We start from the raw sequence: 23,177 nt of genomic DNA on the forward strand, positions 1-23,177 counted from the left end.
TCAACGCTCCACCAGCGCGATGCGCTTGTTGTACCAGTTCATGAAAATCGAGATCGACAGGCTGACCGTCAGGTAGGCGGCCATGATGATGAGGATGCCCTCGATGGCCTGCCCGGTCTGGTTCAGCGTGGTGTTGACCACCGACACGATGTCCGGATAGCCGATGGCCACCGCCAGCGAACTGTTCTTGGTCAGGTTCAGGTACTGGCTGGTCATGGGCGGGATGATCACGCGCATGGCCTGCGGCAGCACCACCAGGCGCAGCACCAGGCCGCGGCGCAGCCCCAGCGAGCTGGCGGCTTCCGTCTGGCCGTGGTTGACCGCCTGGATGCCTGAGCGCACCACCTCCGCGATGAAGGCGCCGGTGTACATGACCAGGCCCGCCAGCAAGGCGGTGAACTCCGGCGACAGCGTCATGCCGCCCTGGAAATTGAAGCCCTTGAGCACCGGCACGTCCAGCGCGAGCGAAGCGCCGCTGGCCAGCCAGCCCAACACGGGCAAGACGACGATCAGGGCGATCGCCCAGCGCGTCAGCGGGAAGATGCGGCCGGTCCTTTCCTGCCGCTTGTTGCCCCAGTGCGCCAGGGCGATGATGGCGACGATGGCCAGTCCCAGGCCGCCCAGCATCCAATCCACCGCGTCGCCCTGCAGCGTCGGCAGCTTCAGGCCGCGGTTGGAAATGAACACGCCCGGCAGCGGCTGGTGCGCCTGGCGCGGCCCCGGCATGTTTTCCGTGATGATGGCGTACCAGAAGAACAACTGCAGCAGCAGCGGCACGTTGCGCATCACCTCGACGTAGATCGAGGCCAGCTTGGCCACCAGCCAGTTCCTGGACAGGCGCGCGACCCCGACCAGCGTACCCAGTACGGTCGCCAGCACGATGCCGATCACCGCCACCCGCAGCGTATTGAGCAGCCCGACCAGGATGGCGCGGCCATAGGTGTCGGCGGGCGAATAATTGATGGCGGTTTCGCCGATGGCGAAGCCGGCCTCGCGGCCGAGAAAGCCGAAGCCGGTGGCGATATTGCGCACCGCCAGGTTATGCAGTGTGTTCGAAACGAGGAACCACACCACCCAGGCGACGGCCGCCAGCGCCAGGATCTGGTAGACCACGGCTCGCACGCCCGGATCGTTCCAGGACAATTTGCGCGGCGGCGCCCCGGTGGGCGGGGTTTGGGAAGAAGTCGTCATTGCGTATCCGCATCCAGGGCAGGTTGAAAGCGGCGGACCGGAAGCCGGCCCACCGCGGGCCGCACGGCGCGGCCGGCCCGGCGCCCGTCGTGCGACGAGCGCCGCCGGCAAACAATCAGCGTACCGGCCAGCCGTACATCAGGCCGCCCTGATGCCATTGGGCGTTCAGGCCGCGCGGCAGCTTCATCGGGCTGGCGCCGCCTAGGTTGCGCTCGAAGCTTTCGCCGTAGTTGCCGACCTGTTTGATGATGTTATAGGCCCACTTGTCGTCCACGCCCAGGTTCTTGCCCATGCCCGGCGTCACGCCAAGGATGCGCTGGACGTTGGGATTGCTGCTCTTGAGCATTTCGTCGACGTTCTTCGAGGTGATGCCGTATTCCTCGGCCTCCAGCATGACGTTCAGCGCCCAGCGCACGACGTTGAACCACTGTTCGTCGCCCTGGCGCACCATCGGGCCCAGCGGCTCCTTGGAGAAGTTCTCGGGCAGGATGACGTACTTGTCGGGATTTTCCAGCGTGGTGCGGGTCGACGCCAACTGCGACTTGTCGGTGGTGAACGCGTCGCAACGGCCGGCCGAGAAGGCGCGCACGATTTCATCGTACTTGTCGATGACCACCGGCTTGAAGTCGATCTTGTTGGCGCGGAACCAGTCCGCCAGATTCAGCTCGGTGGTGGTGCCGGGCTGCACGCAGACCGTGGCGCCGCCCAGCTTCTTGGCGCTGTCCACGCCCAGGTCCTTGGAAACCATCACGCCCTGGCTGTCGTAATAGTTGACGCCGGTGCCGATCAGGCCCAGCGTGGTGTCGCGGGTCAGGGTCTGGGTGGTGTTGCGGGTCAGCACGTCGATTTCGCCGGACTGCAGGGCCGTGAAGCGCTGCTGGGTGTTCAGCGGCGTCACCTTGAACTTGGAGGCGTCATTGAACATGGTGGCGGCGATGGCGCGGCACATATCGACGTCCAGGCCATTCCATTCGCCCTTGCTGTCGGTGGCCGAAAAGCCCGGCACGCCGGTCGACACGCCGCACTGAACGAAACCTTTCTTCTTGACGTTGTCGAACGTGGTGCCGGCATGCGCGGCGCCCGAGGCTGCGAGAAACACAGCCGCGATTGCTGCGATCTTGAAGGTTTTCATTGTCATCTCCGTGGAACTTTGGGAATCCGGTGACGGGACACGGGGTGTACCGCCCTCGGAATGCGAGGTCGATGGTAGCTTTCCATCAAATATAGGGACATGCGGGAAATCCCTGTTCGGCCGGCTCACGCTACTATTGCAGCTACTCGCCTCTATTCCGCCATGATCGAATTCCAGCACGTCTTCAAATCCTATGGACACGGCCGCAATATCCTGGCCGACATCAACTTCCGCGTGACGGCGGGTGAGTTCGTATTCGTCTCCGGACCGTCAGGCGCCGGCAAGTCTACGCTACTCAAGCTGATCGGGGGACTGGAGCCGCCCAGCCGCGGCTCCATCCAGGTCAACGGGCAGCGCCTGGACAAGCTGCCGGCGCGGGCGCGGCCCTATCTGCGCCGCGCGGTCGGGGTGATCCTGCAGGATACCCACCTGCTGTACGACCGCAACGCCTTCGAAAACGTCATGCTGCCGCTGGCCGTCACCGGCCAGCCCTGGGATTCGGCCGCCAGCCGGGCCCGCGCCGCCCTGGACAAGGTGGGCCTGGCCGGCAAGGAAAACATGAATCCGATCGAACTGTCCGGCGGGGAGCAGCAGCGCCTGGCCATTGCCCGGGCCATCGTCAACCGGCCGGCCATCCTCATCGCTGACGAACCGACGGCGAACCTCGATCACGACACCGCCTTGCGCATTATGAACGTATTCCGCGACTTCAACCGGGTCGGCGTCACCACCCTCATCGCCTCGCACGACGTGGAGCTGATGGCCCAGTACGCGCATCGCGTGCTGCGCATCGACCCGGGCCGCTTCGCCGACTCCCATCCGACCCCGGCGACGCCGGCCCCCCGCGCGGCGGCGCCCGGCATGGCGGCCGAAGGGGGGCAAGCATGAACGCCTGGCTGCGACAACACCGCTACGCGCTGGGCATCACCCTGCGCCGCATGCTGGCCCAACCCTTCTCCTCCGCCGCCAACCTGCTGGTCATGGCGCTGGCGCTGGCCCTGCCCATCCTGGGCGGCGCCGTCCTGGTGTCCGTGCAGCCCGTGGCGCGCCAGGTGGCGGTGACGCCCGAACTGACCGTTTTCCTCAAGCTGAACGCGCCGGCGGGCAGCGCCGACGCCATCGCCAGCCGTATCCGCAAGGACTTCGACGCCCAGGTGCGCAACGTCCGGGTGATCGGCCGCGACAGCGCGCTGGCGGAGCTGCGCCGCAATCCCGCCTGGTCCGACGCCCTGGCGGTGCTGCCGTCCAACCCCCTGCCCGACGCCGTGGTGGCGACCCTGCGCGACGGCGAGGGCCTGGCCGGCATCGCCAGCGACCTGGCGGCCACCTGGAAGACCTGGGACCAGGTGGAGCAGGTGCAACTGGACAGCCAGTGGGTGCAAAGGCTGGAGGCGCTGTTGCGTTTCGGCCGCATCGGGCTGATTTTCCTGGCCGCCAGCGTGGCCATGGTGGTGCTGGCCACGGTTTTCAACACCGTGCGCATGCAGGCGCTGTCCCAACGCGAGGAAATCGCCGTGGCGCGCCTGGTCGGCGCGACGGAATCCTTCGTGCGGCGTCCCTTTCTCTACCTCGGCGCCCTGTCGGGCGCGCTGGCCGCCCTGCTGGCCATCGGCGTGGCCGCCCTGGCGCTGACGCCGCTGAACGACGCCATGCTGTCGCTGGCCCGCAGCTATGGCGCGGATTTCGCCATCCGCCTGCCGGACCTGCCCTGGCTGGCGGCGGCGGTGATCTGCGCCGGCGCGCTGGCCGCCCTCTCGGCGCGCTGGTCAGTCAAGCGCAGTACGCGCTTTTAAGCCGCTTAATCGGGGGTTATCAACCCACCCCCGGCATGCAATATTGTGCGCAAATCGCGGCACGAACGCGTGCCGGCGGGGCCGCGCGCCCGCTTCGGGCAGCCCGGATGGCGCCGCCGCCGTGGCCAGGCCGGCATGACGGACGCCGTCATGATGGAAGCCGGCATGGCGGAAGCCATATAACCGTATAATTATCAAGAATTTGAAACTTTTAGAAACTTTGGTCTTCCCTCTTCCACGTTTTCGCGATCCGCTTCCATGACGACTGCCCGTGACGCCCGCGCGACGCGCCACTATTTCGACAGTACGTTCAAGTGCCCGGCCATGAAGGTCCTGCCGAACGAGTACTACGTCACTGGCGAAAACCTGATGATCACGACCGTGCTCGGCTCCTGCGTCGCCGCCTGCATCCGCGACCCGCTGACGGGCGTGGGCGGCATGAACCACTTCATGCTGCCGGAAGGCGACAGCCAGTCGCCCGCTTCCGCCACCATGCGCTACGGCGCCTTCGCGATGGAAGTCCTGATCAACGAATTGCTGAAGGCGGGCGCCGCCCGCGAAAGGCTGGAGGCCAAGGTCTTCGGCGGCGGCGCGGTGCTGTCGGCCATGCAGCAGATGAACATCGGCGAGCGCAACGGCCAGTTCGTGCTGAGCTACCTGAAGACGGAAGGCATCCCCGTCAAGGCGCAGGACCTGGGCGACGTCTACGCGCGGCGCGTCAATTTCTTCCCGCACGACGGCCGCGTCATGCTGCGCAAGATGGATTCACGCACCCGCGCCGGCGAAGTCATCGCCAAGCGGGAAGAAGCCGTGGCTCAGACCCTGCACGAAAAAGCGGTCGCCAAGCCGCGCGTGGAGCGCTTCGCCATGCCCGTGCGCCGCAAGGTCAACGCCCCCGCGGCCTGAGCCGCGCACATGGACGGCGGCGCGAGGCCGCCGAGCCACATCAGGCCGCGCGCGCGCCGCCGATCTCCCGCACCGGCGCCGAGAACTTCTCCAGCAGCGCCATCCGCTGCCTGGCCGCCTTCTCCATCGCGGCCTCCTTGACGTGCCCATAGCCTCGGATCTGCTCCGGCAGGCTGGCCAGCGCCACCGCGGCATCCAGGTTGCCGCGATCCAGCTTGGGCAGCACGCTGCGCAAGAGCGTTTCCCGGTACTCCTCGATCAAGGCCCTTTCGGCGCGCCGTTCCGCGGTGCGGCCGAAGGGATCCAGGGCCGTGCCGCGCAGGAAGCGCAGGCGCGCCAGGATGCCGAAGGCCTTGAGCATCCACGGCCCATAGGAACGCTTGACCAGGTGTCCCTGCGCGTCGCGGCGCGCCAGGACGGGCGGCGCCAGGTGGAAATTCAGCTTCCAGTCGCCCTCGAACTGGCGCCGCACCGCGTCGAGGAATTCGCCGTCGGTATAGAGCCGCGCCACTTCGTATTCATCCTTGTAGGCCAGCAGCTTGAAGTAATAGCGCGCCACGGCCTCCGTCAGCCGGGACGTGCCGGTGGCGGCCTGCTCGACCTGGGCAACCTGCTCCACCAGCGCCTCGTAGCCGCGCGCGTAGGCGGCGTTTTGATATTGCGTCAGGAATTCGCCGCGGCTGCGCACCAGCGCCTGCACCGCGGCGGGCAGCCGGCGCAGCGACGGACCCGCCGAGCCGGCCGGATCGGCGCCGCCGGCGCTGCCGCCCTCGCCCGCCGGGCGCGCGCCGCGGCGGATCTCGATGATCTCCGCGCCTTCCGCGTCCAGGCGCGTGCCGGCGCCGCCCGCGGGCGCCTGGACCAGCGACTGCACGGCGGCCGGGTCCTGCGCCACGCGCCGGCCCCAGGCAAACGCCGCCTGGTTGCGGGCGACCTGCTGCCCATTGAGCTCGATGGCGCGCAGCAGGCTCTCGCGGGACAGGGGAATCCAGCCCATCTGCCAGGCGTAGCCCATCATCAGCGGATTGGCGTAGATGGCGTCGCCCAGCAGGCCCACCGCCAGCTCGGCGGCATCCATCGCATGGACGTTGTCCGCCCCGCATGCGCGCCGCAGATCGTGCAGCAGGTCGCTGCCGGGCAGATGCCAATCCGGATTGCCGACGAAGGCCGCCGTCGGCGCGACGTCGCTATTGAGCAGCAGCCGGGTGCGGCCGGCGCGCATGCGCGCCAGCGCATCCTGGCCGGTGGCGACCACCAGGTCGCCCGCCAGCACCACGTCGGCCTCGCCCATGGCGACCCGCGTATTGAGCAGGCCCTCCGGCGAGGCCGCCAGCACGACGTGCGAATGCACCGCCCCGCCCTTTTGCGCCAGACCGGCCATGTCCAGCACCGAACAGCCCTTGCCCTCGATATGCGCGGCCATGCCCAGCAACTGGCCGATGGTGACCACCCCCGTGCCGCCCACGCCCGCGATGAAGATGCCATAGGCGCGGCGCAGTTCGGGCGTCTCGGGTTCGGGCACGTCCGCGTCGATGACGCCTTCCTGCGCCAGCGCCTTGGGCTGGCGCAGCTTGCCGCCCTCGACGGTCACGAAGCTGGGGCAGAAGCCCTTGAGGCAGGAAAAATCCTTGTTGCAGCTCGATTGATTGATGACGCGCTTGCGGCCGAATTCGGTTTCCAGGGGCTCGACCGACAGGCAGTGCGATTTCTCCGAGCAATCGCCGCAGCCTTCGCACACCCGCTCGTTGATGACCACGCGGCGGGCGGGATCGGGGTAGGCGTTGTGCTTGCGGCGGCGGCGCTTCTCGGTGGCGCAGGTCTGGTCGTAGATCAGGACCGAGACGTCCGGGTATTCGCGCAGCTCGCGCATCACCGCATCCAGTTCGTCGCGATGGCGCACCGGCACGCCCGGCGCCAGGCCCTGCATGCCGCGATACTTTTCCGGCTCGTCGGTGACGACGATGATTTTCCCTATGCCCTCGGCCGCCACCTGCCGCGTGATCATCGGCACGCTGATGGGGCCATCCACCGGCTGCCCGCCGGTCATGGCCACGGCGTCGTTGAACAGGATCTTGTAGGTGATGGGCACCTTGGCCGCCACCGCCGCGCGTATCGCCAGCAGGCCGGAATGGTAGTAGGTGCCGTCGCCCAGGTTGGCGAAGACGTGCTTCTCGTCGGTGAAGGGCGCCTGGCCGATCCAGGGCACGCCCTCGCCACCCATCTGCGTGAACACCTGGGTATTGCGGCCCATCCACGTCACCATGTAATGGCAGCCGATGCCCGCCATCCCGCGCGAGCCTTCCGGCAGCCGCGTCGAGGTGTTGTGCGGACAGCCCGAACAGAACCAGGGCTTGCGCTCGGCCACCACGCGCGGCCGCGCCAGCGCGCGCGCGGCGGCGTCGATCGCGTCCAGGCGCGCCTGGATGCCGGCGCGCACGTCGTCCGGCAGCTCGAAGCGCAACAGGCGCGCGCCTATCGCCTTGGCCACCACGGCGGGGGAGAATTCGTAGTGCGCGGGCAGCAGCCAGTTGCCCTGCGGCACCGACCATTCGCCGCCGTCCTTGTCGTCGAACTTCCCGACCACGCGTGGGATCTTGCGGCCGGTCCCTATCCAGCCGAACAGTTCTTCCTTCAACTGGTATTCCAGCACCTGGCGCTTTTCCTCGACCACCAGGATCTCGTCCAGCCCCTCGGCGAAGCGCTGCGTGCCGGTGGCCTCCAGCGGCCACACCATGCCCACCTTGAACAGGCGCACCCCGATGCGGCGGCAGACGTCTTCGGTCAGGCCCAGGTCCACCATCGCCTGACGCGTATCCAGGTAGGCCTTGCCCGACGTCATGATGCCGAAGCGCGCCTCGTCGGCCGGCACCTGCCAGAGCTCCCGGTTCAAGCCGTTGGCGCGCACGTAGGCCAGCGCCGCGTACAGCTTGTAGTCCAGCAGGCGGGCCTCCTGCTGCAGCGGCGTATCCGGCAGCCGGATGTTCAGGCCGTCGGGCGGCATCTGGAAATCCTCCGGCAGGAGGATGCGCACGCGATCGGCGTCGACGTCGACCGACGCCGAGACCTCGACGATGTCCGTGATGCACTTCATGCCCACCCAGACGCCGGCATAGCGGCTCATGGCCCAGCCGTGCAGGCCGAAATCCAGCACTTCCTGCACGCTCGACGGGAACAGCACGGGAATCAGGCAGGCCTTGAAGATATGGTCGCTCTGGTGCGGCAGCGTGGAGGACTTGGCGGGATGGTCGTCGCCCGCCACCACCAGCACGCCGCCATGGCGCGAGGTGCCGGCGGCGTTGGCGTGCTTGAACACGTCGCCGCTGCGGTCCACGCCCGGCCCCTTGCCGTACCACATGCCGAACACGCCGTCATAGCGCGCGCCCGGGAAAAGGTTGACCTGCTGCGAGCCCCACACCGCGGTGGCGGCCAGGTCCTCGTTGATGCCCGGCCGGAACTCGACGTGATGTTCCTTCAGGTACTTGGCCGCCTTCCACATATTGAGGTCGACCCCGCCCAGCGGCGATCCGCGGTAGCCGGACACGAAGCCGGCGGTATTGAGCCCCGCCTGCAGGTCGCGCACGCGCTGCATCATGGGCAGGCGCACGAGGGCGTGGATGCCGCTCATCCAGGCGCGGCCGGTATGGAGGGTGTACTTGTCGTCCAGTTGGACGGAGGCGAGCGCCGCGCTTTGCGCGGGCGTGAGGGGGGCGTTCATCTTGTCTCCAGTTTGTCGTGGATAGCCCGGCCGGCACGGCATCCGCTCTTTTGGAGCATTGCGGACCGATCCAGGCGTTCGCGCTCGGCGGCCGCCCGGACGGAGCCGGACAGGACTTGCCGATCAACTTGTTATGCGTTCGGTTGTAACTCCGGGCGGCCCTTCCCGCAATAGGGGACATCTACGGGGGCGGCGGGTAGCCTCCGGGGGCTTTCACGGCCTGGCCGCCGCCGGTCCGGCGCGCCTCCCGGTCGGGGCGCCCGAGGTGCATAATCACGCCATGGATTTCGCCCCCCGCATCGTCGCCTGGCAACGCAGCCATGGCCGTCACGACCTGCCCTGGCAGAACACCCGCGACCCGTACCGCATCTGGTTGTCGGAGATCATGCTGCAGCAGACCCAGGTCAGCACCGTCATCCCCTATTACGAACGCTTCCTGGAACGTTTTCCCGACCTGGCGGCGCTGGCCGCGGCCGAGCAGGACGAGGTCATGCCCTACTGGGCGGGCCTCGGCTACTACGCCCGGGCGCGCAACCTGCATCGCTGCGCGCAGGAGATCGTGCGCGACTGGGGCGGCCGCTTTCCGCCGGACGCTGCCGGCATCGCCACCCTGCCCGGCATCGGCCGCTCTACCGCCGCCGCCATCGCGGCCTTCGCCTACGGCGAGACCGCGCCCATCATGGACGGCAACGTCAAGCGGGTGTTCACGCGGCATTTCGGCATCGCCGGCGACCCGTCCAAGCGCGACGTGGAGACGCGCTTGTGGACCCTGGCGGAGGAGCAGGTGGCGTCGGCGCCGGCCGACGCCGGCGTCCTGGCGGCCGTGGCTGCTGCCGCCGCGGCCACGCCGGAAAGCGACGCTGTGGCCGGCTATATGGCCAGCTACACCCAGGGCCTGATGGACCTGGGCGCCACCCTCTGTACGCGCGGCAAGCCGGACTGTCCGCGCTGCCCGGTGCAGGCGACCTGCGTGGCCCGCATCGAAGGACGCCAGGCCGAGCTGCCCACGCCCAAGGCCCGCAAGGCGACGCCGGAGCGCAGCACCGGCATGCTGGTGCTGCGCCACGACGGCCGCGTGCTGTTGCAGCAGCGGCCCTCCCCCGGCATCTGGGGCGGTCTCTGGAGCCTGCCGGAATTCGATCCGGCGCAAGACGCGGCGGCGGCCTGCAAGGCGCTGGGCGCGCAGCCCGGCGAACTGTGCGAACTGGCGGCCTTCGCGCATACGTTCACGCACTTCCGCCTGCACGTGCGGCCCTGGTTCGTTTCCCTGAAGCAAGCGCCGGCCGCGCTCGACGCGCCGCAACGCTGGGTGGACGAGGCCGAGCTCGCCCACGTCGCGCTGCCGGCGCCGGTGCGCAAGCTGCTGGATGGCTTGTTCGCGGCGGGCTTGCCGCACATGCTGCCGGCTTGAACCGGCGCGCCGGCGGCGGCGCATCGCGGCCCCGCCGCGTGGCGGGATCAGGCGCGCCGGCCTCTGCGCCGGCGCCTACGCCTTGGTCCCGCGGTAGCGGTTGATGCTCATCAGCATCCCGCAAGCCACGCCGACCGTCAGCAAGGCCGTGCCGCCGTAGCTCATGAAGGGCAAGGGCACGCCCACGACCGGCAGGATGCCGGTGACCATGCCGATGTTCACGAACACGTAGATGAAGAACATCATGGTCAGCGCCCCCGCCAGCAGGCGGCCGAACTGGGTGGTGGCGCGGGTGGCGATGGTCAGCCCGCGCGCGATCAGCAGGCCGTACAGGACCAGGATCATGACGCCGCCGTAGAGGCCGAATTCCTCCGCGTAGACCGCGTAGATGAAATCGGTGGTGCGCTCCGGGATGAAGTCCAGGTGCGTCTGCGTGCCCTTCATATACCCCTTGCCGTACAGGCCGCCGGAACCGACGGCGATCATCGACTGGATGGTATGGAAGCCCTTGCCCAGGGGGTCCGAGCTGGGATCCAGCAGCGTGCAGACGCGGTGCTTCTGGTAGTCGTGCAGGACCACCCAGTCGACGTCGGGCTGGCATAGCTGGTCTTCATAGGACACCAGCGTGCCGACGCCGATGGCGGCCGCCAGCACCACGGGTATCAGCAGCTTGAAGGACAGGCCGGCGAAGTAGATGACGCAGAAGCCGGCGCCGAACACCAGCAGGGCGGTGCCCAGGTCGGGCTGGCGCACGATCAGGAAAAAAGGCACGACCAGCAGCGCGCCGGCCACCAGGAAGTCGCGGATGCGCACCTGCCCTTCATGGCGCTGGAAGTACCAGGCCAGCATCATGGGCAGGGCGATCTTCAGCATTTCCGAGGGCTGGATGCGCGTGAAACCGAGATTGAGCCAGCGCGTCGCGCCCTTGCTGGTCTCGCCGAACAGGTCCACGCCCACCAGCAGGGCCACGCCCAGGATGTAGAAAGGCAGCGCCAGCCGCATCAGCAGCGGCGGCGGCGTCAGGGCCACGGCCCACATGGCGAAGAAGGCAATGAGGAAGTTGCGCGACTGGTCGGCGAAGCGCCAGTCGGTGCTGCCCACGGCCGAATGCATGACGGTCAGGCCCAAGGCCGTGAACATGATCAGGATGAGCAACAGCGGCCAATCGAACGCGGTGAAGATGCGCAGCAGGATAAGGGCGATGCGTTTCATTGACGTCCTTGTTGCGCGCCGCCGGCGGGTGGCGGCGCCAGCCTGGGCGCGGGAACCTGGCGCAGGCCGCCTGGCGCCGGCCGCGGATCCGGGTCCCGGAGCGCCTCGGGCGTGCGCGACGGGCGCGGCGTGCCGCCCGCCGCGGTATTCGCGGCCGCGTTGCCGGCGTTGCGCGAGCCCGGCGCGCCGGGGGCCACGCCGGCCGACGACAGGCCGCCCGGCCGGCCGGGCACGGGATCGTTGGGCGCATCGGCGGGCACGGCCATATTGCGCGACGGCGCCACCCGGCCCACGCTCTCGGGCTCGCCGCCGTGGCCGTCGCCGGCCTCGCCGCGTCCAGGCGCATCATCCGCCGCCTCGGTGTCCGCCAAGGCATCGGCCTTGCGCGCCACGGCGGCGGCGCGGCCGGCGGCGGCGCTCAGGCCGGCGCGGTCGATGGCGGCGTTGTCGCTGGCCGCCACATTGGGGGTGCGCGGCGGCTCCTGCCCCTGCTCCCCATGATCCCTGAGCAGCCAGTAATCCTCCACCTTGCGCGCGATCGGCGCGGCGACGCTGGCGCCCCACCCGGCGTTCTCGACGATCAGCGCCACCGCGATGCGCGGATGGTCCACCGGCGCGAAGCCCATGAACAGCGCGTGGTCGCGCAGGCGCTCGTCCACCGCGCTGGCGTGGTAGCGCGCGCCGCGCAGGCTGTAGACCTGTGCCGTGCCGGTCTTGCCGGCCGCCTGGTAGGCCGCGCCGCGGAACGCCTGGCGCGCGGTCCCCACCCTCACCACGTCGGCCATGGCGCCCTTGACCACGGCCAGGTTCTCCTTGTGCAGCGGAATCTGGTAGTCGGGCGCGTTGGGCGTGGGCTTGTACTTGCCCGTGCGCGGGTCCTCGATGGCATGCACCAGGTGCGGCTTGCGGTAGAGCCCGTCGTTGGCCAGCGTGGCGGTGGCCTGCGCCAGTTGCAGCAGGGTGAAGGCGTTGTAGCCCTGGCCCACGGCCACCGAAATCGTTTCGCCGGCGTACCAGCGCTGCTTGTCCTTGTCCTTGTAGGCCTTGCGCTTCCATTCCGTGGACGGCAGCACGCCGCGCTTCTCGCCTTCCAGGTCGATGCCGGTGATCTGGCCGAAACCGAACTGCTTGGTGAAGTCATGCAGCGCGTTCACGCCGATCTCCGGCCCCAGCGAAAAGAAGTAGGTGTCGGAGGACACCACGATGGCCTTGTGCATGTCGGTCGGACCGAACACGGCGCCGGCGGCGTTGCGGAACTTCTGGCCGCCGAACTCGAAATAGCCGGGATCGGGAATGCGGTCCGTGGCGCGGCGCTTGCCCAGCTCCAGCGCGGCCATGGCCACGAAGGGCTTGTAGGTCGAGCCGATGGGATAGGTGCCGTACAGCGGCCGGTTGATCAGCGGATGATCCGGCGAGTCGTTGAGCATGCGCCAGTTGTCGACGTCGATGCCGTCGACGAACAGGTTGGGGTCGAAGGACGGCTGGGAAACGAAGGCCAGCACCTCGCCGGTATCCGGGTCGATCGCCACCAGGGCGCCGCGCTGGTTGCCGAAGGCCTCCTCCGCCACCTTCTGCAGCCCCATGTCGATGGACAACTGGATGTCCGATCCCGGCACCGGATCGATGCGGCGCAAGGTGCGCACGGGCCGGCCGCCGGCGGTCACCTCGACCTCCTCCAGCCCGGTGCGGCCGTGCAGCTCCTTCTCCCAGGTCTTCTCGATGCCCTTCTTGCCGATGTTCTCCGTGCCGCGATAGTTGCCCAGCTCGCCCGCGGCGTCCAGTTCCTCGACGTCGTTATCGGCGATCCGGCCGATGTAGCCGACCACGTGCGCGGCCGACGCCCCTTGCGGATACTCGCGCACCCAGCGCGCGCGCAGCTCGACGCCCGGAAACTGGAAGGCATGGGCGGCGAACCACGCGGCCTCGGTCTCGTTCAGGTTGTTGCGCAGCACCAGGCTGGCGTAGCGGCTGGATTCCGCCACCTTGCGCTTGAAGCGGCGCTGGTCGGTCGGGCTGACGTACACCACCTGGGTCAGCGCCTGGAACAACTGGTCCAGGTTGCCGGCGTTGGCCGGCACGACTTCCAGGGTGTAGGTGCGGTAGTTGCGCGCCAGCACCACGCCGTTGCGGTCGAGGATGTCGCCGCGCCGCGGCGGAATCGGCACCACCGCGATGCGGTTGCGGTCCGCGCGCTCGGACAGGCCTTCGTAGCGATCCACCTGCAACAGCCAGAAGCGGCCGATCAGCGCGGCGAAGCAGGCCAGGGCGAACAGGCCGCCGACCCAGGCCCGCAGCCGAAAGCGCTGCTTCTGCTGCAAGCCGGTTTTCTTGAATTCGAACATGAGGCGAAAACGCGGCCGTCAGACCGAAGCCGATTCGACGTCGTCGGCGCCGCGCGTGGGCAGGTGCAGCACCCAGCCGACCAGGGGCCACATCGCCGTCGTCAGCGCCACGCCCACCGCCCATCCCCAGCCCGGCCACTTGCCGGCCATCCAGGCATGGATGACGGTGGTCAGCAGGTGCGCGCTGAAGAAAATGGGCAGCATGTGCACGGCCTGGCCCCACAGGTCGAAACGTTGCAGGCGGCGGTGCAGGATGATGGCGCCGTAGGCCACCAGGGTGTAGCGCAAGGCCGTGTCGCCCAGCACGCTGGCGTCGTGCACGTCCATCAGCAGCCCGAAGACGAAGGCGGTGACCATGCCGACGCGCCGGGGCTCGTGCACGCACCAGAAGGCGATGACCAGCATCAGCACGTCCGGCGCCTCCGGCCACAGCCGCCAGGGCAGCAGCGACGCCAGCCACACCAGGATCAGCGAACCCCATACCAGGAAGCCGTGCGCGGGCCGCGCCAAGCGCTCGGGTTCGACCGAGCGCCGCGGGCGCACCAGGGACAGGCGGTCCGGCAGCGAGGATTCAGTCTGCTTTGTCCGGCTCACTGGGCTCGGCCTCCTTGCGGTTGGACTCGGCACGACCCACGTCCACCTGCAGAACCAGGAAATGGCGATAACGCTCGGGATGGGCCAGGGGTTCGCACAACGCGCGCGCGAAGCCGGAAGCGGTGTCCCGCTCGACCGACTTCACCTTGGCCACGGGCAGGCCGGCGGGAAACAGGCCGCCGACGCCGCTGGTCACGAGTGTATCGCCTTCTTTGATGTCGGCATTGGCCGACAGGTATCGGACTTCCATATTGCCCGGCGAGTTCCCGCCGAACGCGATCAGGCGCAGGCCGTTGCGCAGCAACTGCACGGGGATGGAGACCTGTTCGTCCGTCACCAGCGCGGCCTCGGCCGTCATGGGCGTGACGCGCACGATCTGCCCGACCACGCCGCCTTCGTCGATGACCGGCATGCCCGGCGCCAGGCCCTGGCTGCTGCCCTTGTTGAACACCAGGCGCTGGTTGAACGCATTGGGCGGCTCGTACAGGACCTCCACCACCACCGCCTGCTGCGACAGCGTGTCGGTGACGCCGAGCAGGCGGCGCAACTGCGAATTCTCAGCGGCGAGCTGGGCGGCGTGCGTGGCCACCTGCGCCAGTTCGATGCGCTGGCGCTGCAGCGCTTCGTTCTCGCTGCGCACCAGGTTGGCGGCGTTGAACCACTCGTTGACCTGCTGCACGACGTCGCGCGGCAGCAGCACCACGCGCTGGAAGGGATAGAGCACGACCGAGACGGCGCGCCGCAGGGGTTCCATGACGTGCCACTGGGCGTCGCCCAGCAGCAATACCAGGGCGAGCACGACCAGGACGACCAGCCGGGCTTCGGCGGGCAGTCCTTGTCTGAATAGCCGCGGAGCGGTGCCGTGATGTTGGGGCATGGATACTCACAGGCGCGCAGCCCGGTTCCAGGCCGCCCCGCCGCTGCCACCCGGCAGGTAGCGTCGGAAAGGCGGGATAAATCAGTCGTTGATGAAAATGGCGCCCAGCTTTTCCAGATGCTCCAGCGCCTCGCCGCAGCCGCGCACCACGCAGGTGAGCGGATCGTCGGCCACCACCACCGGCAGCCCGGTCTCCTCCTGCAGCAGGCGGTCGAGGTCGCGCAGCAGCGCGCCGCCGCCGGTCAGGGCGATGCCCTTGTCGGTGATGTCGGCGCCCAGCTCCGGCGGCGTCTGTTCCAGCGCGATCTTGACGGCGGAAACGATCTGGTTCAACGGATCCGTCAGCGATTCCAGGATCTCGTTGGACGATACCGTGAAACTGCGCGGCACGCCTTCGGCGAGGTTGCGCCCCTTGACTTCGATTTCGCGCACTTCCGAACCCGGGAAGGCGGAACCGATCTGTTTCTTGATGAGTTCGGCGGTGGGTTCGCCGATCAGCATGCCGTAGTTGCGGCGGATGTAGTTGACGATGGCCTCGTCGAACTTGTCGCCGCCGACACGCACCGACCCCTTGTAGACCATGCCGCCCAGCGAAATCACCGCCACTTCGGTGGTGCCGCCGCCGATGTCCACCACCATCGAGCCGCTGGCGTCGGAAACCGCCAGGCCGGCGCCGATGGCCGCGGCCATCGGTTCCTCGATCAGGTAGACGTGGGAAGCGCCGGCGCCCAGGGCCGATTCGCGGATGGCGCGGCGCTCGACCTGCGTGGAGCCGCAGGGAACGCAAACGATGATGCGCGGGCTGGGAGCCAGCATATTGCGCGGATGCACCATGCGGATGAACTGCTTGAGCATCTGTTCGGTGACGGTGAAGTCGGCGATGACGCCGTCTTTCATCGGGCGGATGGCTTCGATGTTGCCGGGAACCCGTCCCAGCATTTGTTTGGCTTCGTGACCGACTGCCTGGATGATCTTCTTGCCGTTGGGGCCGCCTTCGTGACGAATGGCGACGACCGAGGGTTCATCCAACACAATGCCTTTGCCGCGAACGTAGATCAGCGTGTTGGCGGTGCCAAGGTCGATCGCCATATCGCTGGAAAAATAACTACGCAGAAATCCGAACATGGATGGTGGCTCAGCTAAATTCAGGAATTGGGTACGCGCTGCTACCGGGCGTTGGCCTGCAGGGCAGGCCCGCCTACGGGTGCAGCAATTAAACCGTGAATCATAACTTATAATTTCCCGGGAAATAGGCGGCTTTTTCCGGCTATTCCCTGGTTTGTAACGGAAAGACCTGGCCCTCGGATGGGCCTCCGGTCGCCCCCGCCGCCAGGGACGCCACTGCGCCGCGCCCGGGACGATCGCCCGGACGCGGCGGCCGCTCCCGACCCGCCTGCCTCAACATTTATTACATTCCCATGGCGCTGAACGAAAAAGACGTGGCCCGCATCGCCCGGCTGGCCCGCATCGAGCTCACCCCGGAACGCCTGACGCGTGCCCAGGACGAGCTCAACGGCATGCTGCACATCATCGAACGGCTGCAAGCCGTCGATACGGAGGGTGTCGAACCCCTGGCCCACCCGCTGTCGGCGCACGAGGACGTCGTCCTGCGCCTGCGCGAGGACGCCGTCACGGAAGCCGGGTCGCCCGAGCGCCGCGCGGAACTGCTGGCCAACGCCCCGGACGCGGCCGACGGCCTGTTCCTGGTTCCCAAGGTTCTGGAATGACCATGACGAAACCCGCCCTGCATACCGAATTCGACGACATCGCCGCCCTGCGCGCCGCCCTGGACCAGCGCAAGGTCAGCGCGGTGGAACTGGCGCAAAGCGCCCTGGACGCGGCGCAGGCCGCGCAGGACCTGAACGCCTTCCTGCACATCGACCCGGCGCTGACGCTGGCGCAGGCGCGCGCCGCCGACGCCGCCATCGCCGCCGGCAACGCCGGCCCGCTGGCCGGCATCCCCATCGCGCACAAGGACGCCTTCGTCACGCGCGGCTGGCGCAGCACCGCCGGCAGCAAGATGCTGGCCGGCTACGTCAGCCCTTTCGACGCCACCGTGGTCGAGCGCCTGCAACAGGCCGGCGCGGTCTCCATCGGCAAGCTGAACTGCGACGAGTTCGCCATGGGCTCGGGCAACGAGAACTCCGCGTTCGGCGCGGTGCGCAACCCCTGGGACACGGCTGCCGTGCCGGGCGGCTCCTCGGGCGGCTCGGCCGCCGCGGTGGCCGCCCGCCTGGTGCCCGCCGCCACCGGCACCGACACCGGCGGCTCGGTGCGCCAGCCCGCCGCGCTGTGCGGCGTCACGGGCATCAAGCCCACCTACGGCACGGTCTCGCGCTTCGGCATCATCGCCTTCGGCTCCAGCCTGGACCAGGCCGGCCCGCTGGCCGCCAGCAGCCGCGACGCCCTGGCCCTGCTCGACGCGATGGCGGGCTTCGACCCGCGCGACGCCACCAGCCTCGAACGCTGCGACGGCGCGGTGAACGAGCCCGGCCGCATCGGCCGCGACTTCGCCGCGGCGCAAGCCCGCCATGACGGCGCCGGCGCGCGCCCGCTGGCCGGCCTGCGCATCGGCGTGCCGGCCGAATACTTCGGCGACGGCCTGGCCGCGGACGTGCAGGCCGCGGTGGAAGCCGCGCTGCGCCAGTTCGAGGAACTGGGCGCGGTGCGCGTGCCGGTCTCGCTGCCGCGCACCGAGCTGGCCATCCCCGCCTACTACGTCATCGCGCCCGCCGAGGCGTCCAGCAACCTGTCCCGCTACGACGGCGTGCGCTACGGCCATCGCGCCGCCGAATACGGCGACCTGAACGAGATGATCAGCCGCTCGCGCGCCGAAGGCTTCGGCGAGGAAGTGAAGCGCCGTATCCTGATCGGCACCTACGTGCTGTCGCACGGCTACTACGACGCCTACTACCTCCAGGCGCAGCGCCTGCGCCGCCTGATCGCGCAGGACTTCCAGCGCGCGCTGGGCGAGCAGTGCGACGTCATCATGGGACCCGTGGCGCCCACGGTGGCCAAGGACATCGGCGAGAACCGCGACGACCCGACGGCCGACTGGCTGGCCGACATCTACACGCTGGGCGTCAGCCTGGCCGGCCTGCCCGCCATGTCCATTCCCTGCGGCTTCGGCCAGGGCGCGCACGCGCGCCGTCCGGTCGGCCTGCAGATCATCGGCAATTACTTCGACGAAGGCCGCTTGCTGGCCATCGCCAACCGCTACCAACAAGTGACCGACTGGCACCGCCGCGTGCCGTCCATGCAGGACGCCTGACACATGAACTGGGAAATCGTCATCGGCCTGGAAACGCACACGCAGCTTTCCACCGACTCCAAGATTTTTTCGGGCAGCAGCACGCGCTTCGGCGCCGCGCCCAACACCCAGGCCAATCCGGTGGACCTGGCCTTGCCCGGCAGCCTGCCGGTCATGAACCGGGGCGCCGCCGAACGCGCCATCCGCTTCGGCCTGGCGGTGGGCGGCAAGGTCGCCGAACGCTCGGTGTTCGCGCGCAAGAACTACTTCTACCCCGACCTGCCCAAGGGCTACCAGATCAGCCAGTACGAGCTGCCGGTCGTGCTGGGCGGCTCGCTGTCCTTCTTCGTCGGCGACAAGCCGATGACCGTCAACCTGACGCGCGCGCACCTGGAAGAAGACGCCGGCAAGTCCCTGCACGACGACTTCCACCTGTCGTCGGGCGCCCCCGCCAGCGGGATCGACCTGAACCGCGCCGGCACGCCGCTGCTGGAAATCGTCACCGAGCCGGAAATGCGCTCGGCCGCCGAGGCCGTGGCCTATGCGCGCGCCCTGCACAGCCTGGTGATGTGGCTGGGCATCTGCGACGGCAACATGCAGGAAGGCTCGTTCCGCTGCGACGCCAACGTCTCGGTGCGCCCGGTGGGTCAGGCCGAGTTCGGCACGCGCACGGAGATCAAGAACGTCAACTCCTTCCGCTTCCTGGAGCGCGCCATCCTGTTCGAGGCGCGGCGCCAGATCGAACTGATCGAGGACGGCGGCACGGTGGTGCAGGAAACCCGCCTGTACGACGCCGACCGCGACGAAACGCGCAGCATGCGCAGCAAGGAAGACGCGCACGACTACCGCTATTTCCCCGACCCCGACCTGCCGCCGCTGGTGATCGCGCCGGAATGGATCGAGCAGGTGCGCCAGTCCATGCCCGAACTGCCTTCGGCCAAGCGCGATCGCTTCGTCCGCGACTACGGCCTGTCGGACTACGACGCCGCGCAGTTGACCGTCAGCCGCGCCATGGCGGACTACTTCGAAGCCGTGGCGCAGGCCTTGCCGGCCGGCCAGGCCAAGCTGGCGGCCAACTGGGTCATGGGCGAAGTGGCGGCCACGCTGAACCGCGAGGAAAAGGACATCGAGCAGTCGCCGGTGCCCGCGGCCGCGCTGGCGGGGCTGATCGCGCGCATCGCCGACGGCACCGTCTCCAACAAGATCGCGCGCGACGTCTTCGGCGCCATGTGGGCCGGCGAGAACGGCGGCCAGGCCGACGCCATCATCGAGGCGCGCGGCCTGAAGCAGATCAGCGACAGCGGCGCCATCGGCGCCATGGTCGACGAAGTGCTGGCCGCCAACCCGGCCATCGTCGAGGAATACCGCGCCGGCAAGCAGAAGGCCTTCAACTCCCTGGTCGGCCAGATCATGAAGGCGGCCAAGGGCAAGGCCAATCCGCAGCAGGTCAACGAGCTGTTGAAGCAGAAGCTGGAAGGTTAAACCCACCCCCTACCGCGCGGAGCGCGGCCCCCTCAAGGGGGCCGCACTGGCGGACCGGCGGAGCCGGAGGGTTAAGCCCACCCCCTACCGCGCGAAGCGCGGCCCCCTCAAAGGGGGCGGCACTGGCGGACCGGCGGAGCCGGCTCCGCTGTGCCTGCGATTGATTGGGACGGTTGTGGCGGGCTCGTGGCGGGCTTGTGGAATCCGCATAAATGAATCGCCCCGTGGGTTGGATGATTTCCAATCCACGGGGCGATTCGTTTTGTGAAGCTTCCGCTTGGGAAGCTTCCGCGGTCCGGGCCTTATGCGGTCACGCCATACTTGGCGCGGTACGCCTGTACGTTGGCGCGGTGATCGGCGAACTGCGCGTCCTGCTCCAGCAGCGCCATGATATCGCTCAGCGAGGCGATGCTGACCACCGGCATGCCGTAGGTGCGGGCGACGTCCTGCACGGCGGAGTGGGCCGACAGCGCGTCGTCCGGGCCGGCGCGTTCCATGCGGTCCATGGCGATGAGCACGGCGGCCGGCTCGGCGCCGGCGGCGCGGATGATTTCCACCGATTCGCGCACCGAGGTGCCGGCGGTGATGACGTCGTCGATGATCACGACCTTGCCCTGCAGGGGCGCGCCCACCAGCGTGCCGCCCTCGCCATGGTCCTTGGCTTCCTTGCGGTTGTAGGCGAAGGGGATGTCGCGGCCCGCGGCCGCCGGATGCTGGGCCAGGGCCACGGCGGTGGCGGTGGCCAGCGGAATGCCCTTGTAGGCGGGCCCGAACAGCATGTCGAAGGAAATGCCCGAATCGATCAGGGCCTGGGCGTAGAAGGCGGCCAGGCGGCCGACGGAAGCGCCGCTGTTGAACAGGCCGGCGTTGAAGAAATACGGGCTGATGCGGCCCGACTTGACCTTGAAGCTGCCGAAGCGCAGCACGCCCTGGTCGAGGGCGAAACGGACAAAATCCTGGGCGGAGGAAGACGTGGACATGCGAACGATCCGGAAAGTGGCGCGAAACCGGCATTTTATCGGCGATCAGCCGACGCGCGCTTTAAGTTACTCTACCGCGTCCGGCCCGGCGCCGAACCACAGAATCAGGAATCCCCATGCTCCGCGTCATCTCCGCCAATCTCAACGGCATCCGCTCCGCCACCACCAAGGGCTTCTTCCCCTGGCTGGAAGCGCAGAAGGCCGATTTCACCTGCCTGCAGGAACTCAAGGCGCAGGCCGCCGACATGACGACGGAGATGCTCAACCCGCCCGGCCTGCACGGCTATTTCCACTACGCGGAGAAGAAAGGCTACAGCGGCGTCGGCATCTACGCCCGCAAGCAGCCGCTGCAGGTGATCGAGGGGCTGGGCGTGCCCGAGATCGACAGCGAGGGCCGCTACATCGAGCTGGTCTACGACAAGCTGTCCGTGATTTCCGTCTACCTGCCTTCGGGCTCCAGCGGCGACCACCGCCAGGCGGCGAAATTCGCCTTCATGGAGCACTTCTACGGCCACCTGGCGACGCTGTTCAAATGCGGCCGCGAAGTCATCCTGTGCGGCGACTGGAATATCGCGCACCAGGAGATCGACCTGAAGAACTGGAAGGGCAATATGAAGAACAGCGGCTTCCTGCCCGAGGAACGCGCCTGGCTGACCAAGGTGCTGGCGGAACTGGGCTGGGCCGACGTATACCGCGGCCTGCATCCGGACACCACCGGCGAAGCCTATACGTGGTGGAGCAATCGCGGCCAGGCCTGGGCCAAGAACGTGGGGTGGCGCATCGACTACCAGATCGCCACACCGGCCATCGCCGCCACGGCGCGGCGCGCGGCCATCTACAAGGAGCAGCGCTTCTCCGACCACGCGCCGCTGACCATCGACTACGACTTGAAATTCTGAGCGTGAAATTCTGAGCGGAAGCGCCGCGCGGCGGCCCGCCGCGCCGGCCTCAGGCCGTGACGTGCAACTGCGTGCCGACCATGCCGTAGGAAGACAACTGGGGCACCGAATCGACCAGGCTGGCGATGGTCTCGGCCTGGTTGTCCAGCACCTTGCGCACCAGCGAGTTCTGCGCCTCGGCGAAGGCATTGGCCTGCTGCAGGCCGACGGCGGCGCCGACGGTGGCTTCGATGGCATCCATGTCCTGTCCTCGATACGATGAAAGACGATTGAAAGTGTCCGAGCATAGCCCGGACGCGCCGTCATTGTCGAGCGCCTCGGCCGCCCGCGCGTGACCGAATCGCCGCGCTCAGCCCTGGCGCGGCTGCCGCACCACCATGACGTCGCAGGGCGCCCGCTCCAGCAAGGCGTCGGCCACGCTGCCCAGGAGCACGCCGGCCAGTCCGCCCGTCCCATGCGTGCCGGCCACCAGCAGGCTGGCCTGCGTTTGCCGCGCGTAGTCGACCACCACGCGCTCGGGCCGGCCGGCGGCCACCTGGATGCGGGGCAGCGGCTTGCCGTGCAGCTCCGGCGTGGCGTTCACGAAGTCGATCGCGTTCTCCTCGGCCATGCGCTGGAAGCCCTTGGCCGTCTCCGACGCCGGGGCCGTATCGCGCAGCGGGCCGCGCGGCAGCTCGAAGGCATGGAACAGGGTCAGGGCCCCGGACGGCAGCAAGGCCAGCGCGGCGCGCAAGGCCCAGCGCGATCCGGGTGAAAAATCCGTGGCGACCACGGCGTCCCGGTAAGGGGTCCGGGCGCGGCGCTTGACCACCAGCACCGGCTGCGACGCCTCGCGCGCCAGCCTTTCCACGGTCGTGCCCAACAGCATGCGGCCCAGCGTCTCGTCGCGCGCCACGCCGGTCACGATGAGGGCGCACTTCTCCTCGTCGGCCACCTGGCGCAGGCGCGCGGCCGGCTCGCCGGTGTACACCCGCACCGCCAGCCGCACGCCGTCGACCATGTTTTCCAGGTCGCGCAACAGCCGGGCCTCGGCCTGCTCCTTCAAGCTCTCCAGGTCGACCGGGGCCGGCGCGCCCATGGGCAGCGAATACGGCGGCGACAGCACGTGCACCGCCAGCAGCGGCGCATCGAACTGGCGCGCCAGCAGGACGGCGCGATCCAGCGCGCGATCGCAGCGCCCGCTCAAGTCCGTCGCCAGGAGAATGGGGCCCATCGGCGCGCCGCCATGGGACTGGCCGAGCGTGCGACGCTCCCCGGGCGCCGCCGGCATCGAAGAACCAGACGAAGTTTGCATGACCGTCTCCCTCCCCCTCCCCGCTGTGGACGGCGTCGCCGCTCTGCCGGCGGCCAGGCCCTGTCGATACTGCAAAGCGCCGCGCGCGCCCAGGCGATC

Annotated in this window: 18 protein-coding genes and 1 pseudogene; 8 read left to right on the top strand and 11 right to left on the bottom strand. The window is 68.6% G+C overall.

Features of this window, described 5'->3' with window-relative positions; translation table 11 throughout:
- Both CAL29_RS27640 and CAL29_RS27645 read right to left on the bottom strand, forming a co-directional pair.
- Positions 1 to 1,191, bottom strand: a complete 1,191-nt coding sequence (locus CAL29_RS27640) for an amino acid ABC transporter permease (protein WP_094856089.1) — start codon at positions 1,189 to 1,191, stop codon at positions 1 to 3.
- 115 nt (positions 1,192 to 1,306) lie between these two features.
- Complete coding sequence (locus CAL29_RS27645; protein ID WP_094856090.1) at positions 1,307 to 2,323, bottom strand: amino acid ABC transporter substrate-binding protein; 1,017 nt, start codon at positions 2,321 to 2,323, stop codon at positions 1,307 to 1,309.
- 162 nt (positions 2,324 to 2,485) lie between these two features.
- Here CAL29_RS27645 and CAL29_RS27650 point away from each other — a divergent pair, with 162 nt between their 5' ends.
- The 3 genes from CAL29_RS27650 (at position 2,486) to cheD (ending at position 5,022) form a co-directional block, all read left to right on the top strand.
- Positions 2,486 to 3,211 carry a cell division ATP-binding protein FtsE gene (locus CAL29_RS27650; RefSeq protein ID WP_094856091.1) on the top strand — a complete coding sequence of 242 codons (726 nt, stop codon included), beginning with the start codon at positions 2,486 to 2,488 and terminating at the stop codon, positions 3,209 to 3,211.
- Entirely contained in the window at positions 3,208 to 4,116 is a 909-nt protein-coding gene (locus tag CAL29_RS27655) for a cell division protein FtsX (protein ID WP_094856092.1), read from the top strand. The genes CAL29_RS27650 and CAL29_RS27655 overlap by 4 nt, the downstream gene beginning before the upstream one ends.
- A 258-nt stretch (positions 4,117 to 4,374) precedes the next feature.
- On the top strand, positions 4,375 to 5,022 hold the full coding sequence (gene cheD / locus CAL29_RS27660) for a chemoreceptor glutamine deamidase CheD (RefSeq protein ID WP_094856093.1): 648 nt from the start codon (positions 4,375 to 4,377) through the stop codon (positions 5,020 to 5,022).
- Between the two features lie 40 nt (positions 5,023 to 5,062).
- Here the strand turns inward: cheD and CAL29_RS27665 are convergent, their stop codons facing one another.
- Entirely contained in the window at positions 5,063 to 8,737 is a 3,675-nt protein-coding gene (locus CAL29_RS27665; protein WP_094856094.1) for an indolepyruvate ferredoxin oxidoreductase family protein, read from the bottom strand.
- Positions 8,738 to 9,017: 280 nt separating this feature from the next.
- Here CAL29_RS27665 and CAL29_RS27670 point away from each other — a divergent pair, with 280 nt between their 5' ends.
- Positions 9,018 to 10,148 (top strand): A/G-specific adenine glycosylase, encoded by a 1,131-nt coding sequence (locus tag CAL29_RS27670; protein ID WP_094856095.1) that lies wholly within the window; start codon positions 9,018 to 9,020, stop codon positions 10,146 to 10,148.
- Positions 10,149 to 10,223: 75 nt separating this feature from the next.
- Here CAL29_RS27670 and rodA read toward each other — a convergent pair whose 3' ends face one another.
- The 5 genes and pseudogenes from rodA to CAL29_RS27695 all read right to left on the bottom strand — a co-directional run bounded on the left by rodA (position 10,224) and on the right by CAL29_RS27695 (position 16,298).
- On the bottom strand, positions 10,224 to 11,360 hold the full coding sequence (gene rodA, locus CAL29_RS27675) for a rod shape-determining protein RodA (RefSeq protein WP_094856096.1): 1,137 nt from the start codon (positions 11,358 to 11,360) through the stop codon (positions 10,224 to 10,226).
- A 503-nt stretch (positions 11,361 to 11,863) separates the two neighbouring features.
- A pseudogene (gene mrdA / locus CAL29_RS27680) lies at positions 11,864 to 13,702 on the bottom strand (penicillin-binding protein 2); the annotation flags it as partial.
- A gap of 18 nt (positions 13,703 to 13,720) precedes the next feature.
- A complete protein-coding gene (gene mreD / locus CAL29_RS27685) occupies positions 13,721 to 14,245 on the bottom strand; it encodes a rod shape-determining protein MreD (RefSeq protein ID WP_306430709.1) in 525 nt (174 codons plus the stop codon).
- A gap of 28 nt (positions 14,246 to 14,273) precedes the next feature.
- Positions 14,274 to 15,173: a rod shape-determining protein MreC gene (gene mreC, locus CAL29_RS27690; RefSeq protein WP_094856099.1), complete on the bottom strand. Its 900-nt coding sequence runs from the start codon at positions 15,171 to 15,173 to the stop codon at positions 14,274 to 14,276.
- An 81-nt stretch (positions 15,174 to 15,254) separates the two neighbouring features.
- Positions 15,255 to 16,298, bottom strand: coding sequence for a rod shape-determining protein (locus CAL29_RS27695; protein ID WP_057653883.1), 1,044 nt, complete (start codon positions 16,296 to 16,298; stop codon positions 15,255 to 15,257).
- A gap of 293 nt (positions 16,299 to 16,591) precedes the next feature.
- Here CAL29_RS27695 and gatC point away from each other — a divergent pair, with 293 nt between their 5' ends.
- The 3 genes from gatC to gatB are packed head-to-tail and all read left to right on the top strand — an operon-like array spanning position 16,592 to position 19,905.
- Positions 16,592 to 16,900, top strand: coding sequence for an Asp-tRNA(Asn)/Glu-tRNA(Gln) amidotransferase subunit GatC (gene gatC, locus CAL29_RS27700; RefSeq protein WP_094856100.1), 309 nt, complete (start codon positions 16,592 to 16,594; stop codon positions 16,898 to 16,900).
- A gap of 2 nt (positions 16,901 to 16,902) precedes the next feature.
- Complete coding sequence (gatA, locus tag CAL29_RS27705; protein WP_094856101.1) at positions 16,903 to 18,444, top strand: Asp-tRNA(Asn)/Glu-tRNA(Gln) amidotransferase subunit GatA; 1,542 nt, start codon at positions 16,903 to 16,905, stop codon at positions 18,442 to 18,444.
- A gap of 3 nt (positions 18,445 to 18,447) precedes the next feature.
- Positions 18,448 to 19,905, top strand: a complete 1,458-nt coding sequence (gene gatB / locus CAL29_RS27710; RefSeq protein WP_094856102.1) for an Asp-tRNA(Asn)/Glu-tRNA(Gln) amidotransferase subunit GatB — start codon at positions 18,448 to 18,450, stop codon at positions 19,903 to 19,905.
- Positions 19,906 to 20,207: 302 nt separating this feature from the next.
- Here gatB and pyrE read toward each other — a convergent pair whose 3' ends face one another.
- The gene (pyrE, locus tag CAL29_RS27715) at positions 20,208 to 20,885 is read right to left on the bottom strand and encodes an orotate phosphoribosyltransferase (protein ID WP_094856103.1); all 678 of its coding nucleotides are present in this window, start codon (positions 20,883 to 20,885) and stop codon (positions 20,208 to 20,210) included.
- A 116-nt stretch (positions 20,886 to 21,001) separates the two neighbouring features.
- On the opposite strand from pyrE, the gene CAL29_RS27720 reads away from it, so the two are divergent.
- Complete coding sequence (locus CAL29_RS27720) at positions 21,002 to 21,784, top strand: exodeoxyribonuclease III (RefSeq protein WP_094856104.1); 783 nt, start codon at positions 21,002 to 21,004, stop codon at positions 21,782 to 21,784.
- 49 nt (positions 21,785 to 21,833) lie between these two features.
- On the opposite strand, the gene CAL29_RS27725 is transcribed toward CAL29_RS27720, so the two are convergent.
- Both CAL29_RS27725 and CAL29_RS27730 read right to left on the bottom strand, forming a co-directional pair.
- Positions 21,834 to 22,025 carry a hypothetical protein gene (locus CAL29_RS27725; protein ID WP_094856105.1) on the bottom strand — a complete coding sequence of 64 codons (192 nt, stop codon included), beginning with the start codon at positions 22,023 to 22,025 and terminating at the stop codon, positions 21,834 to 21,836.
- 108 nt (positions 22,026 to 22,133) lie between these two features.
- On the bottom strand, positions 22,134 to 23,078 hold the full coding sequence (locus CAL29_RS27730; protein ID WP_256977776.1) for a universal stress protein: 945 nt from the start codon (positions 23,076 to 23,078) through the stop codon (positions 22,134 to 22,136).
- Positions 23,079 to 23,177 lie beyond the last annotated feature (99 nt).

Origin of the sequence: Bordetella genomosp. 10, from assembly GCF_002261225.1 — a bacterium.
In the GTDB taxonomy this organism is placed as follows: domain Bacteria; phylum Pseudomonadota; class Gammaproteobacteria; order Burkholderiales; family Burkholderiaceae_B; genus Bordetella_C.

Coding starts and splice junctions, on each gene's coding strand:
- CAL29_RS27640 (WP_094856089.1), bottom strand. CDS start 1,191: ATGACGACTTCTTCCCAAACCCCGCCCACCGGGGCGCCGCCGCGCAAA.
- CAL29_RS27645 (WP_094856090.1), bottom strand. CDS start 2,323: ATGAAAACCTTCAAGATCGCAGCAATCGCGGCTGTGTTTCTCGCAGCC.
- CAL29_RS27650 (WP_094856091.1), top strand. CDS start 2,486: ATGATCGAATTCCAGCACGTCTTCAAATCCTATGGACACGGCCGCAAT.
- CAL29_RS27655 (WP_094856092.1), top strand. CDS start 3,208: ATGAACGCCTGGCTGCGACAACACCGCTACGCGCTGGGCATCACCCTG.
- cheD (WP_094856093.1), top strand. CDS start 4,375: ATGACGACTGCCCGTGACGCCCGCGCGACGCGCCACTATTTCGACAGT.
- CAL29_RS27665 (WP_094856094.1), bottom strand. CDS start 8,737: ATGAACGCCCCCCTCACGCCCGCGCAAAGCGCGGCGCTCGCCTCCGTC.
- CAL29_RS27670 (WP_094856095.1), top strand. CDS start 9,018: ATGGATTTCGCCCCCCGCATCGTCGCCTGGCAACGCAGCCATGGCCGT.
- rodA (WP_094856096.1), bottom strand. CDS start 11,360: ATGAAACGCATCGCCCTTATCCTGCTGCGCATCTTCACCGCGTTCGAT.
- mreC (WP_094856099.1), bottom strand. CDS start 15,173: ATGCCCCAACATCACGGCACCGCTCCGCGGCTATTCAGACAAGGACTG.
- CAL29_RS27695 (WP_057653883.1), bottom strand. CDS start 16,298: ATGTTCGGATTTCTGCGTAGTTATTTTTCCAGCGATATGGCGATCGAC.
- gatC (WP_094856100.1), top strand. CDS start 16,592: ATGGCGCTGAACGAAAAAGACGTGGCCCGCATCGCCCGGCTGGCCCGC.
- gatA (WP_094856101.1), top strand. CDS start 16,903: ATGACGAAACCCGCCCTGCATACCGAATTCGACGACATCGCCGCCCTG.
- gatB (WP_094856102.1), top strand. CDS start 18,448: ATGAACTGGGAAATCGTCATCGGCCTGGAAACGCACACGCAGCTTTCC.
- pyrE (WP_094856103.1), bottom strand. CDS start 20,885: ATGTCCACGTCTTCCTCCGCCCAGGATTTTGTCCGTTTCGCCCTCGAC.
- CAL29_RS27720 (WP_094856104.1), top strand. CDS start 21,002: ATGCTCCGCGTCATCTCCGCCAATCTCAACGGCATCCGCTCCGCCACC.
- CAL29_RS27725 (WP_094856105.1), bottom strand. CDS start 22,025: ATGGATGCCATCGAAGCCACCGTCGGCGCCGCCGTCGGCCTGCAGCAG.
- CAL29_RS27730 (WP_256977776.1), bottom strand. CDS start 23,078: ATGCAAACTTCGTCTGGTTCTTCGATGCCGGCGGCGCCCGGGGAGCGT.